13 protein-coding genes and 2 pseudogenes are annotated in these 12,978 nt (G+C 60.9%); 12 read left to right on the top strand and 3 right to left on the bottom strand.

Annotated features, from left to right (window positions below; translation table 11 throughout):
• Positions 1-45: 45 nt before the first annotated feature.
• From atpB to B9Y51_RS08155, 8 genes are all read left to right on the top strand, one after another.
• A complete protein-coding gene (atpB, locus tag B9Y51_RS08120; RefSeq protein WP_085529722.1) occupies positions 46-780 on the top strand; it encodes a F0F1 ATP synthase subunit A in 735 nt (244 codons plus the stop codon).
• 120 nt (positions 781-900) lie between these two features.
• Complete coding sequence (gene atpE, locus B9Y51_RS08125; protein WP_048680206.1) at positions 901-1,110, top strand: ATP synthase F0 subunit C; 210 nt, start codon at positions 901-903, stop codon at positions 1,108-1,110.
• A 59-nt stretch (positions 1,111-1,169) separates the two neighbouring features.
• Complete coding sequence (locus B9Y51_RS08130; protein WP_126855688.1) at positions 1,170-1,712, top strand: F0F1 ATP synthase subunit B; 543 nt, start codon at positions 1,170-1,172, stop codon at positions 1,710-1,712.
• Positions 1,712-2,530 carry a F0F1 ATP synthase subunit delta gene (locus tag B9Y51_RS08135; RefSeq protein WP_048680201.1) on the top strand — a complete coding sequence of 273 codons (819 nt, stop codon included), beginning with the start codon at positions 1,712-1,714 and terminating at the stop codon, positions 2,528-2,530. The genes B9Y51_RS08130 and B9Y51_RS08135 overlap by 1 nt, the downstream gene beginning before the upstream one ends.
• A gap of 141 nt (positions 2,531-2,671) precedes the next feature.
• On the top strand, positions 2,672-4,309 hold the full coding sequence (atpA, locus tag B9Y51_RS08140) for a F0F1 ATP synthase subunit alpha (RefSeq protein ID WP_048680198.1): 1,638 nt from the start codon (positions 2,672-2,674) through the stop codon (positions 4,307-4,309).
• A gap of 58 nt (positions 4,310-4,367) precedes the next feature.
• Positions 4,368-5,294, top strand: a complete 927-nt coding sequence (locus tag B9Y51_RS08145; protein ID WP_048680189.1) for a F0F1 ATP synthase subunit gamma — start codon at positions 4,368-4,370, stop codon at positions 5,292-5,294.
• Between the two features lie 49 nt (positions 5,295-5,343).
• On the top strand, positions 5,344-6,804 hold the full coding sequence (gene atpD / locus B9Y51_RS08150) for a F0F1 ATP synthase subunit beta (RefSeq protein ID WP_048680185.1): 1,461 nt from the start codon (positions 5,344-5,346) through the stop codon (positions 6,802-6,804).
• A gap of 2 nt (positions 6,805-6,806) precedes the next feature.
• Complete coding sequence (locus B9Y51_RS08155; protein WP_048680182.1) at positions 6,807-7,070, top strand: F0F1 ATP synthase subunit epsilon; 264 nt, start codon at positions 6,807-6,809, stop codon at positions 7,068-7,070.
• 122 nt (positions 7,071-7,192) lie between these two features.
• On the opposite strand, the pseudogene B9Y51_RS11085 reads toward B9Y51_RS08155, so the two are convergent.
• Positions 7,193-7,402, bottom strand: a pseudogene (locus B9Y51_RS11085) (endonuclease NucS domain-containing protein); the annotation flags it as partial.
• 115 nt (positions 7,403-7,517) lie between these two features.
• Positions 7,518-8,141: pseudogene (gene nucS / locus B9Y51_RS08165) on the bottom strand (endonuclease NucS); the annotation flags it as partial.
• Between the two features lie 62 nt (positions 8,142-8,203).
• Here nucS and B9Y51_RS08170 point away from each other — a divergent pair.
• On the top strand, positions 8,204-8,539 hold the full coding sequence (locus tag B9Y51_RS08170) for a hypothetical protein (protein WP_048680174.1): 336 nt from the start codon (positions 8,204-8,206) through the stop codon (positions 8,537-8,539).
• A gap of 55 nt (positions 8,540-8,594) precedes the next feature.
• Positions 8,595-9,386: an alpha/beta hydrolase gene (locus B9Y51_RS08175; protein ID WP_085529724.1), complete on the top strand. Its 792-nt coding sequence runs from the start codon at positions 8,595-8,597 to the stop codon at positions 9,384-9,386.
• Between the two features lie 31 nt (positions 9,387-9,417).
• Here B9Y51_RS08175 and B9Y51_RS08180 read toward each other — a convergent pair whose 3' ends face one another.
• On the bottom strand, positions 9,418-10,770 hold the full coding sequence (locus tag B9Y51_RS08180) for an AI-2E family transporter (protein WP_085529372.1): 1,353 nt from the start codon (positions 10,768-10,770) through the stop codon (positions 9,418-9,420).
• A 144-nt stretch (positions 10,771-10,914) separates the two neighbouring features.
• On the opposite strand from B9Y51_RS08180, the gene B9Y51_RS08185 reads away from it, so the two are divergent.
• Both B9Y51_RS08185 and B9Y51_RS08190 read left to right on the top strand, forming a co-directional pair.
• Positions 10,915-11,880, top strand: coding sequence for a tetratricopeptide repeat protein (locus tag B9Y51_RS08185; protein ID WP_143468034.1), 966 nt, complete (start codon positions 10,915-10,917; stop codon positions 11,878-11,880).
• Positions 11,881-12,018: 138 nt separating this feature from the next.
• On the top strand, positions 12,019-12,945 hold the full coding sequence (locus B9Y51_RS08190) for an ABC transporter ATP-binding protein (RefSeq protein WP_082156708.1): 927 nt from the start codon (positions 12,019-12,021) through the stop codon (positions 12,943-12,945).
• The last annotated feature ends 33 nt before the right edge of the window (positions 12,946-12,978 follow it).

Raw genomic sequence — 12,978 nt, forward strand, 5'->3', positions numbered from 1 at the left:
ACCGGGCACGTCGTCGCGGCCTATCAGGCCCCCACGATCGAGGACATGCATCTGCCGGACCTGTTCAATGTCGGTAGCTTCGGCTTCGGCAAGCAGATGCTCCTCATGCTTCTTGCGGTCGTGGTTGTGGCGGCGTTCTTCATGATCGCAGGCCGCCGTCGGGCCATGGTCCCCGGTAAAATGCAGTTCGCGGGCGAAATGGGATACGGCTTCGTTCGCAATTCCATTGGCAAAGACATCATCGGCGTCCACCACTTCAAGCCGTTCGTGCCGCTGCTCTTCGCCTCCTTCTTCTTCGTACTGGTCAACAACCTCTGGGGTTCCATCCCGTTCCTTCAGCTGCCGACCTTTTCCCACGCAGGTAGCGCCTATTTCATGGCAGCCTTTGCGTACCTTTGCTGGGTAGCCGTCGGCATCAAGTCCAAGGGTTTCGTGGGCTTCTTCAAGGCGATGACGATGCCTTCCGGAGTTCCCCCGGTCTTCTACATCATTCTGATTCCCATCGAGTTCCTCTCGAACTTGATCATTCGTCCGATTACCCACTCGTTGCGTCTGTTCGCCACGATGTTCGCTGGTCACATGGCCATCATGGTCGCCGCCAGCTTGACGGCCTTCCTGGTCACCCAGGTCGGCGGTATCGGGATTGTAGCCTCGCTCTTCTCCGGCGTTTTCGGAATCTTCCTCTTCTTCTTGGAGCTCTTGATCCAGGCAATTCAGGCCTACGTCTTTACGCTTCTCTTCGCGGTGTACCTCCAAGGTGCCGTCGCGGAGGCTCACTAGAATTCCGGGGAAACCTGGATCGGGGTTTGACCGCACACCATCCGGTTGAATCCACCGCAATAGACATGCCTTCGAGGCAGATAAAGCCCAGATACGGGCATCACGAAAGGAAATAGCCAAATGGAAATTTCAGGTTCGCTCAGCGCCATCGGTTACGGACTCGCAGCTATCGGCGGCGGCATCGGCGTCGGTCTCATCTTCGCGGCCTACATGACCTCGGTTGCCCGTCAGCCCGAATCCCAGCGTGTCCTGCAGCCGATGCTGTTCCTGGGCTTCGCCGTGGTTGAGGCTCTCGCGATTCTGGGTCTGGTTCTGGCGTTCATCAAGTAGCTTCTGGCTACTCCATCCCTTCACAGAACTAGAGAACAGGAATCTCCTTTATGTCACTCATGATGGCAGCGGAAGAGGGTGCAAGCCCTCTGGCCCCTGACTGGTGGGAAATCCTCATCACCGGCCTCGGGTTCCTGATCCTTCTGTACCTCGTCGTCAAGTTCATCGCCCCGACCTTCGAAAAGATCTACCAAGATCGTAAGGAGGCCATCGAGGGTGGTTTGGCTAAGGCTGAAAAGGCCCAGGCCGAGGCTGCTGCAGCTCGTGAGGAGTACAACCAGCAGCTCGAGTCGGCGCGACTCGAAGCGCAGAAGATCCGCGAGGACGCTCGTGTGGAAGGCGAGAAAATCGTCGCCGAGCACAAGGAGCGTGCCGCAGCCGAGGCTGCCCGGGTCACCGAAAACGCACAGAAAACCATTCAGGCCGAGCGTTCGGCCGCCCTGGTTTCCTTGCGTACCGAGGTGGGCACCCTGGCAACCCAACTCGCCAGCAAGATCGTTGGCGAATCCCTGAACGACGACGAGCGCTCCAACCGTGTGGTGGATCGCTTCCTGGCTGACCTCGAGGCGGACCAGCAGCGAAATGCAGGTGCGACCAAGTAATGGCAGGAGTATCGACTGAATCTCTCAGGAAGCTGAACCAGCAGTTCGAGCAGCGCTTCGGTAGCGAGGCCAACCTGTCGATGAGCGACGAGTTGTTCGCCGTCGCGGACACGATCGATCACAACGGGGCCTTGCGCCGTGGGTTGACGGATCCGTCACGCGAGCCGGAACAGCGCGGCAAAATCGCCTCCTCGGTGCTCAACGGCAAGGTGTATCCGGCTGTTCGAGACATCGTGGCCCGTGCCGCGGAGTCTCGTTGGTCGGAAGAACGTGACCTCGCCGACGCCGTGGAAAACCTTGGTGTGGTGGCTGCGGCATTCTCCGCCGAAAACACGAGCGGCCAGGATGCTTTGTCGACGGTCATCGACGATCTCCTGCGCTTTTCCAAGGCGGTTCAGGCGGAGCCCCGGGTGCAGACGGCTCTCACGGATCAGCGGGCGGATGCAGAGGCGAAGAAGAAGCTCGCCGCGCGCATCAGCCCCGCATCGTCCGATGAGGGTTCGCTGTTGATCAACCAGTGTGTTGAACACCCACGAGGCATGTTGCCCGCTGAGTTGGCTGAAAAGTTTGCGAACGTCCTCGTGGGGATGTCACAACGATTCATCGCGAAGGTGACCGTCGGTGCCCCGTTGCAGGAAGCGCATCAGCAACGACTCGTTCGTGCCGTTTCGGCGATTTACGGACGAGACATGACGCTCGACGTCACCGTGGACCCGGAGGTCATGGGCGGCATCAAGGTGCAGGTCGGTGACGAAATCATCGACGGCACCGTTGCTTCCCGCGTTGCGGAACTCGATCGCACGGTACATTCCTCCTGACCGTCTCACCCGACGATTCAGTCTGATACTCAGTTGGATCGCTCGTGAGGCTCCAAGAATTCACGGTGCGATCAACCCATACACGTACACTCGGTCCCAGAGGCAATCGGGACCACCAACTTAGGAGAGCAGGGACACAAGATGGCGGATTTGACCATCAATGCCGATGATGTCCGCAGCGCGCTGGATGACTTTGCGGCATCGTACGAACCCGGCGACGCGCAGCGCGTAGAGGTGGGCCGCGTCAGCAGCGCCGCCGACGGCATCGCTCGAATCGAGGGACTGCCCTCGGTCATGGCGAACGAATTGATTCGTTTCGAAGACGGAACCCTCGGCCTTGCCCAGACCCTGGACACGCGCGACATTGGCGCCATCGTCCTGGGCGACTTTACGGGCGTTGAAGAAGGCCAGGAAGTCCACCGGACTGGCGAGGTCTTGTCGGTTCCCGTGGGCGATGCCTTCTTGGGCCGCGTCGTCGACCCGTTGGGCCAGCCCATTGACGACCTGGGACCGGTTGAATCCGAAGGGCGACGTGCCTTGGAGCTTCAGGCTCCCGGCGTGACGCAGCGCCAGTCGGTCGGCGAACCGTTGCAGACCGGCTTGAAGGCGATCGACGCGATGATTCCGATCGGTCGCGGACAGCGTCAGCTCATCATTGGCGACCGCCAGACCGGTAAGACGGCCATCGGCGTCGACGCCATCTTGAACCAAAAGGCCAACTGGGAATCCGGCGACGTCAACAAGCAGGTTCGTTGCATCTACGTTGCTGTGGGTCAGAAGGCGTCCACCATCGCCTCGGTTCGTCAGACTCTGGAAGAGAACGGCGCGCTCGAGTACACGACGATCGTTGCTTCGCCTGCGTCCGACGCCGCGGGCTTCAAGTACCTTGCTCCCTACGCGGGTTCGGCCATTGGCCAGCACTGGATGTACGGCGGCAAGCACGTCCTGATCGTGTTTGATGACCTCTCCAAGCAGGCCGAGGCCTACCGTGCCGTCTCGCTGTTGCTTCGCCGTCCGCCGGGACGCGAGGCATACCCCGGTGACGTCTTCTACCTGCACTCCCGTCTGCTGGAGCGTTGTGCCAAGCTCTCGGACGAATTGGGCGCCGGTTCGATGACCGGTCTGCCGATCATCGAGACCAAGGCCAATGACGTCTCGGCGTTCATCCCGACCAACGTCATTTCGATTACCGACGGTCAGATCTTCCTGCAGTCCGATTTGTTCAACGCAAACCAGCGCCCCGCGGTCGACGTGGGTGTCTCGGTGTCCCGCGTGGGTGGCGCTGCACAGATCAAGGCGATGAAGAAGGTCTCCGGTACCCTCAAGCTCGATCTTGCTCAGTACCGTTCGATGCAGGCCTTCGCAATGTTCGCCTCTGACCTGGACGAGACATCTCGTCGCCAGCTGGTGCGCGGTGCACGTTTGATGGAGCTGCTCCGTCAGCCCCAGTACACCCCGTACCCCGTGGAAGAGCAGGTTGCTTCGATCTGGCTCGGAACCAAGGGCCACTTGGACGACCTTGAGGTCTCCGAGGTGCTGGACTTCGAAGAGCGCTACATCGACCACTTGCGCCGCAACACGAGTGTCCTCGACGCGATTCGCACCAGCGGAAAGCTCGAAGATGACACGTTGACCGAGCTGAAGTCCGCCGTGGATCACGTCAAGCAGGACTTCAAGGCTGGTCACCAGGCATCGGGTGGAGCCGTCCGTGCCGGCAACGAGGAGCACGCTCCAGTGGCCGAGTCGGATGTTGATCAGGAACAGATCGTCAAGCGATAAGACCTGAGGGTGTGCGGTCCTCACGGGCCGCACACCGTCTGGGCTGAAAGGAAGCTCTATGGGAGCCCAAATTCGGGTTTACCGCCAAAAGATTGCTTCGACGTCGTCCATGAAGAAGATCTTCAAGGCGATGGAGATGATCGCGACCTCCCGCATCAACCGAGCCCGCAATCGCTCGAATGCCGCAGGGCCCTACGCGAACGCACTGACCCGGGCCGTCAGCGCCGTTGCGACTCAATCGTCGGTCTCGCACCCCTTGATCCACGATGGTTCCGAGTCCCGGCGTGCGGCCGTTCTGGTCATGACCAGCGATCGCGGACTTGCCGGTTCATACTCGGCCAACGTGCTCAAGAAGGCCGAGGGGCTCATCGAGAAGTTGCGCCGCGAAGGCCGCGAGGTAGAACTCTTCCTCGTGGGCCGCAAGGCCAAGCAGTACTTCGATTTCCGTGAACGTCCCTACGAAAAGGTGTGGTCCGGTAACACGGATAATCCCGATGTAGAGACGGCGTCTGCAATTCGAGATGAGCTACTTCAGCGATTCTCGACGCCGTACGAGCAGGGCGGCGTGGACGACCTGCACATTGTGTACACCCAGTTCCATTCCATGGTCAGACAGGAACCGCGGATTCTCCGCCTCCTGCCGCTGGTCGTTGTGGATGCCAAGGAGATGGGCGAAGACATCGTGCCGGGTGAAGAGCTGGCCGACGACGAGTTTGAAACCTCGGCGTCCTTCGACTTCGAGCCGAGCGCCGAAGAGGTGCTCGATGAGTTGCTGCCGCGATACGTCGCGACCAGGATCTTCTCGTGCCTCCTCGAAGCGGCGGCGAGTGAGTTGGCTTCACGCCAGCGGGCGATGAAGTCTGCAGGCGACAACGCCGACGAGCTCGTCAAGAAGTACACCCGATTGATGAACAATGCGCGCCAGGCGGAGATTACCCAGGAGCTCAGCGAGATCGTCGCGGGCGCCGATTCTCTCGCCTCCTAAAATCCATTCCCCCGTACGGACACTTTCTGCGAAGAGGTAAGTGAAAAATATGACAGCCACCATGAACGAATCGACGTCAACGTCGGTCCAGGGCGGCGTCGGACGTGTTTCCCGAGTTAACGGCCCCGTCGTTGACGTCGAGTTCCCCGCCGGCCAGATCCCTGACATCTACAACGCCCTGACCACCGAGCTGACCATCGGTGGACAAACGAAGAAGATTACCTTCGAAACGGCACAGCACCTGGGCGACAACCTGGTGCGTGCGATCTCGCTGCAGCAGACCGATGGTTTGGTCCGTGGCACGCCGGTTCAGGACACCGGCGACGCGATCGCCGTTCCCGTGGGTGACGGCGTCAAGGGCCACATCTTCAACGTGTTGGGAAATTCCCTGGACGTCGACGACGACCAGATCCAGGCCAGTGACTTCTGGCCGATCCACCGCAAGGCTCCGAACTTTGCCCAGCTCGAGGGCTCGACCGAGATGCTGGAAACCGGCATCAAGGTCTTGGACCTCTTGACCCCCTACATCTCCGGCGGCAAGATCGGTTTGTTCGGCGGCGCGGGCGTCGGCAAGACCGTGTTGATCCAGGAAATGATCACCCGTGTGGCCCGCAACTTCGGCGGTACCTCGGTGTTCGCCGGCGTCGGCGAGCGTACCCGTGAGGGCAACGATCTCTGGGTTGAAATGGAAGAGTCCGGAGTTCTGAAGGACACCGCCTTGGTGTTCGGCCAGATGGATGAGCCCCCGGGAACGCGTCTCCGCGTGGCCCTGACCGGCCTGACCATGGCGGAGTACTTCCGCGATGTTCAGAACCAGGACGTGCTGTTGTTTATCGACAACATCTTCCGGTTCACTCAGGCGGGTTCCGAGGTCTCGACTCTGCTCGGCCGCATGCCGTCGGCCGTGGGCTACCAGCCTAACCTGGCCGATGAGATGGGCATCCTGCAGGAGCGCATCACCTCGACCCGGGGTCACTCGATTACCTCGATGCAGGCCATTTACGTGCCCGCCGATGACTACACTGACCCGGCACCGGCCACGACGTTCGCGCACCTCGATGCGACGACTGAGCTGTCCCGTGACATCGCCTCGCGTGGTTTGTACCCGGCCGTGGATCCGTTGACCTCGACCTCGCGCATCTTGGATCCGCAGTACATCGGTCAGAAGCACTACGACACCGCAATTCGCGTGAAGTCCATCCTTCAGGAAAACAAGGAGCTTCAGGACATCATCGCGATTCTCGGTGTGGACGAACTGTCGGAGGAGCAGAAGGTTGTGGTGTCGCGTGCGCGCCGCATCGAGCAGTTCCTCTCGCAGAACACCTACACCGCGAAGCAGTTCACCGGTGTCGAGGGCTCGACCGTTAGCATCAAGGACACCATCGAGGGCTTCACCGCCATTTGCGACGGCGACCTCGACCACGTTCCGGAGCAGGCGTTCTACAACGTCGGCGGCCTGGACGACGTCGAGCGCCAGTGGGCGGAGCTCAAGGAACAGGGCGGAAACTAAACATGGCAGCGGTTCTCAACGTAGAAGTGGTCTCCCGCGAGTCTGTGGTGTGGCAGGGCGAGGCAAAGTACGTGCGTGCACGCACCGCCGCCGGCGATATCGGCGTGATGGCGGGGCATCAGCCCACGTTGGCGCTCCTGTCCGAAGACGGTGAACTCGTGATCGATCCCGTCGACGGAGAGCGTAAGACCGCGAGGCTTCACGAAGGATTCCTCACGGTCTCCAACAACCGAGTCGTCATCGCCGCCAAGAGCGCGGACATCTAAAGAGTTCCGAGCTCCTCGGCTTTAGCCCGATGACGAAGGCCCGGCACCGGTTTCGGTGCCGGGCCTTCGTGTATCCCGGGGGGGGGGGGGGCGTGGAGGTACGCGAGGCTAAGGAGCGAGTTTTAGAAGAGTTTGTCGCTGGTGTCGTCGATGCCGCGCAAGGCATCGTAATCGAGGGTCACGCAGGCGATGCCACGGTCGGCGGCGAGCGTTTTTGCCTGGGGCTTGATGAGTTGAGCGGCGAAAATTCCTCGAACGGGAGCAAGTTGGGGATCCCGGTTGAGCTGTTCAACGTATCGGGTCAGTTGCTCCACGCCATCGATGTCGCCGCGTCNAGACCCGCGACGCCGATGGGCTTGCGGTTGACGTAATTCGCCTGGCGGCCGGGGACCTTGAACGCGTCGTCGTGCTGGGCAACGATCAGGTCCGCGAAAAACCGGAAGTTCTCCGCCGCGCGGCGAGCGTTTTTGCCTGGGGCTTGATGAGTTGAGCGGCGAAAATTCCTCGAACGGGAGCAAGTTGGGGATCCCGGTTGAGCTGTTCAACGTATCGGGTCAGTTGCTCCACGCCATCGATGTCGCCGCGTCGTTTGAGCTCGACCGCAACGGTGTGACCCGTCGCGTCTCTCGCCAGGATGTCCACGGGTCCGATCGATGTCGGATATTCGCGACGGATCAGGCGATAGCCTTCACCGAGTGTCTCGATGTGTTCGGCAAGGAGGCGTTGAAGATCCGCCTCGACGCCGTCCTTGATGAGACCAGGGTCGATGCCGAGCTGGTGATTCGATTCATGGTGCTTGGCGTAAATTCTGATGAGCAGCTTGTCGTCCGATTTGGTGGCCTGGACGATCCATCGCTCGACGGCGTCGTCGTCGAATTCTGCGTCGTCGGCCGTTTCGATGTGCAAGGTTGCCGGGGGAGACATCCAGTTGAGGGGCTTATAGGACCCACCGTCGGAATGAATGAGCACCGAGCCGTCGGCCTTGACCATGAGCAACCGAGTGGCCATGGGAAGGTGGGCTTTGAGGCGGCCTTCATAATCTACAGAACAGTCAGCTATCACAAGTCGCACCCGCCTCACTCTACAAGGAGCTAGCAGCAAGGTCCGCATTCGCATGTGCCACAATGAGTGGCATGGCACGTTCTCGGAAATCTTCGCACCGGCCGCAAACCGGCCATGGGAAGGCCGGGCCGAGCAAATGGCAGAGGAACGCCGTACTCGGCGGCGGCGATATTTCCCGGGTGCTGGATCCTGCGCCCCGCATCGACACCGATGTGTCGGGGCAATGGTTCGTGCAATATATCTCCGCGACGTCGGCCCGTAAGACCTATGTGTGCCCGGGGTGTCGGCGCAACGTGGCCGTCGGGTCCGCTCACTACGTCGTCTGGAAGAACGATCACCTCTTTGGAAAGCAGCGAGCCATTGAGGAACGTCGGCATTGGCACCTGAAGTGCTGGGATATCCGGTAGCCGTTAGTGCTCGGCCCGAATCTCGTCGGATTCATCTCCCCTTAGAATGGGCGGCATGGCTATCTCTACTCCCGCTACCGTGAATCGCGTGACCGACGGCCCCGAGGAACTCGGCCCCACGACGGTGTTACCGGCGGTTCGAGAAAATATCGAGCTACATACCGACGACGGTCATGTCCTGGTGGGGGAATGGGCCGAACCCGAAGGCGCGAAATCATCGGCCACACTTTTGTTCTTGCACCCGTTGCCGACCCACGGGGGCTTCATGGACTCGCACGTGTTCAAGAAGGCCTCCTATCGTCTTCCGGCCCTGGCACACGTCTCGGTTCTTCGATTCAATACGCGAGGCACCTCGTCTCCGAGGGGCACGAGCGAAGGTCAATTCGAGGAAGGCATCGGTGAGGCGCACGACGTCGCCGCCGCGATTCGATTCCTGCAAGAACGCGGTGCCTCCAATATTTGGCTCGTGGGTTGGTCTTTCGGCACGGAACTTGTTTTGAAGTATGGGTCGCTCGAGCCCGTAGCCTCTGCGATTAAGGGGGCCATTCTGCTGTCGCCGCCTCTGCACCGCGCGGATGATTCAGATCTGATCCGGTGGGAGGAGAGTGGACTGCCGTTGACCGTGCTGGTCCCGGAGAAAGACGACTATCTCCGGCCTAAGGAGGCTCACGAACGGTTCGGGCTCGTTCCCAGTGCATCGGTGATTGGTGTCGATGGAGCCAAGCACCTGTGGGTTGGGGAGAAATTTGTTCGCCGCGCGCACGATGAAATCGTCTCAGCCGTAGCGGGACGCCCTGTCCGTCTCAAGACCACCTGGGACGGGAGCATCGGCACCGAGCCTCGGTAATTGATCGGCTTAGAGCCGTAGGCCCCGCGAATTAGCGCTGATCTTGTCGCGTGATAAATACTTCGCGAATCAGCATCAGGGCGGACGCGGCCACGGGGATGGCGATAATGGCACCCAGTACGCCCCACAGAGCACCGCCTGCGGCGACCGCGATCACCGCGACGGCGCCGGGAACCGCAACTGCGCGTTTCATGATGCGCGGGGAGATAAAGTACGCCTCGACCTGCAAATAGCCGAAGTAAAAGATCGCGTAGATGAGCGCCGTCTGCCACCCTTGCACCAACGCAATGAAGGTCACCAGAATCCCGGCGACGACTCCGCCGACGAGAGGGATAAAAGCCAAGAGGAGAACCACGAAGGCGCAAAGCAGCGGGAACGGTACCCCAATGATGCTCATCAGGATGAGCGAAAACAGGGCGTTGAGGATGGCGACGATCCCTTGCCCCATGACGTAGTTACCCACTGAGCTCGTGATTTTTTCGGTTAGCTCGGCTACCCTCGGCCGCTTAGACCGAGGCGCGAGCCGGACGCCCCAGGCTTTGATGGCCGGTAGTGATGTCACGAAATAAAGGGCCAAGAACATCACGATCAGGATGCCCGTGACCACTTGTGCCACGGTCGATCCGGCGTTGATGAGGCTATTGAGGAAGTTCCCCACGAGGCCCGAATCGCTGAAAATATGGCTCAGGAAATTACCAGCCTCGGAATTGATCCGGTCCCGAATACCGAATTGCTGGTTGATGTCGGTCATGAAGTCGGAATTCAGGAAATCATTGAACGTATCCGGGAAACCGTTGATGAATCCGAGAGCCTGTCGGGCGATCGTCGGGATCACGACGGTAGCCATGAGCACGATCAAGCCCACAAAACACAGCAGGACCACAATGACGCCGGCGAGCCGAGGGAGACCCCGGCGTTCGAACCACCGCACGATGGGATCCAGGCCCAGGGCAATGAACATGGCGCCAGTAATCCAGCCGCCGAGGGCGCCGACATTGACCGCTAGGTAATAGCACATCAAGGCGAGTCCCACACCAACGGTAGCGAGGAACCCGAACTGGACGGGATGGCGCACCAGCGTGATGGGCGGGACGCCGGCGTCTGACTGCTCGGCGTCAGGCGAGGCAGGGGCTGTTTCACCCGGGGAGTCCGAAGGAATGTCCTCGGATGAGGCTGTTGCTCCCAAGCGTCCACTGTCTATGTCTTTCCCGGCCGCCGACAGCCCCTTGACTTCATGGAGGGGCTGGACGTCAGGGATCTCGAAGCGGGGGCGGGGTTTGGCGCCAGGGATCGGGGGCGCGGCGGTACGCGACGAACCGAGAGCGCGGAGCCTTTCGAGAACGCGAGACAGCCCCTTTCCCCGGGGACGGTCGGTTCCAGTCATGAAGGTCCTCTCGCCGAATCCTGTGCCTGCCTCACTCGAGATTACCCGGAGGGCGGACCTGCTTGGGCACTATCACCGCAATTTGAGAAGATGAGTGTCAACGAGATGCGGCCTCAGCGCCCCAGCGATGAAAGGACGGTCGATATGACCACAGGATCTTTCGGATCAGCAGAGCCCCAAGAGCCTACGGCTCAAGAACACATCCCCGCATCGGTGCGGTCCGCCCCCGATCTCTCCCAGATGGGTGGCGGAACTGTCGCCGGTGACGGCCCTGCGGCGCAACAAGGTGGACGTCCGAGCTACCGGCGAGACATTACTGACACGCAACAATTCCAGGAAGTCGCTCAACTCTCCGGTCAGGGACCGGTCATTTTCGCCCTGTATCGGGGTAGCGATCAAGAAGCGTCGAACGGGGTCAAGGATCTAGAATCCTTCATCGACCAGGCCGGCGGACGTCTCCTCTTGGCGGCCGTCGACATCGAACGCTCGCCCGAGATCGCTCAAGCGTTCCAGGCTCAAAGTTCGCTCACCGTCGTCGCCATGTTGGGGGGACGCCCGGCGCCCATGTACGACGCCCCGGTGCCCGCCGAACAGGCGCAGGCGTTGTTGGGCCAAGTACTTCAGCTCGCTCAGCAGGCGCAGCTCACCGGTACCTTTGAGCCCGTGGCCACCCAGGGTGAGGCCGAGCCGGAACCCTTGTCGCCCCTCCACCAGAAAGCACAGGACGCTCTCGAAGCCGGCGATTATGACGTTGCCGCCGAGGCGTACCGGAAGGCCATCGCCGAGAAGCCGGGTGATCGTGACGCCAAAGTCGGTCTAGCACGCGTTGGGCTTCTGTCGCGGGTCAAAGACGAAAACCTGGAAGAAGCCCGGGCCGCGGCAGCGCAGAACCCCGACGACGTGCAAGCTCAGCTGACCGTAGCGGACCTGGACGTCTCCGGCGGTCACGTCGAAGATGCCTTCCAGCGTCTCATTCGCCTCATCCAGCGGTCTGATGCACAGACCAAAAACACGGTGCGAGAACGACTTCTCGAATTATTCGACGTCGTCGGCGCCGAAGACCCACGGGTGATTTCCGCGCGTGCCGCACTGATGCGGGCCCTTTTCTGAGGCCGACGGCTGCGAATGCTCAGTGCTCGATATCGGCCCCACGGTGCATACGCCGTGGGGCCGTCGTCGTGTTCAGGGCGGGAAGAATCCGCCTCAGGGTGGATGACCGGTTAGGGAGCCGTGTGATGAGATCAAGGCATGACTACTTCACCGGACCACACCGAGCAGGGTTCCGAAGGCGAGGACCCAACGTCGGACACGAACCAGCAGGCAACGACGGCCGAACCGCCAGCCTGGTCCGCCCCGGACGAGCGGCAACAACCTCACCTCCCCACTTTCGGATCATCGACAACGACGTCGGCCACGACGGGTCATGAAGCCATCGCGATTCGCGGATTGACGCGCGTTTTCGGGGATCGCGCCGTCGTCCAGAACATCAACCTCGATATTCCCTCGGGATCGATGTATGGCCTGGTCGGACGCAATGGAGCGGGCAAGACCACCACGCTGTCCATGGCCACCGGGCTCTTGAGGCCCACCCACGGCCAGGTGTTCATCCGAGGCATTGACGTCTGGGAGAGGCCCCAAGAAGCCAAAAGTCTGGTGGGCGTCCTTCCCGACGGCGTGCACCTCTTCGACCGGCTCACCGGACGTCAACTGATCACGTACGCCGGCCTACTCCACGGCCTGGACAAGGAAACCGTCGCGGAACGCACCGACGATCTGCTCAACGCCATGGACCTGCAGGGCTCCGCCAATCAGACCGTGACCGACTACTCGGCGGGCATGAAGAAGAAGGTAGCGCTCGCGGCCGCGATGGTGCACGCGCCCAAGGTGCTCGTGCTCGATGAACCTTTCGAGTCCGTGGACCCCGTGTCTGCGACGAATATCCGCGACATTCTGGCTGGTTTTGTACGCCACGGCGGCACCGTGGTCGTCTCGAGTCACGTGATGGATCTCGTGCAACGCATGTGTGACCACGTGGCCATCATGAATGACGGAGTGATTCTGTCCGAGGGAACCGTGGATCAGGTTCGCGGTGAATCCAGCCTGGAAGAAACGTTTGTCCGGCTCGTCGGTGGACGGGTCGAGTCGGAAGGGATCTCATGGTTGGGAACCTCGTAAGCCTCAAATGGGCGCATTTTTGCGCGTCTCTGC

Origin of the sequence: Kocuria massiliensis, assembly GCF_900169715.1 — a bacterium.
GTDB lineage: Bacteria > Actinomycetota > Actinomycetes > Actinomycetales > Micrococcaceae > Rothia > Rothia massiliensis.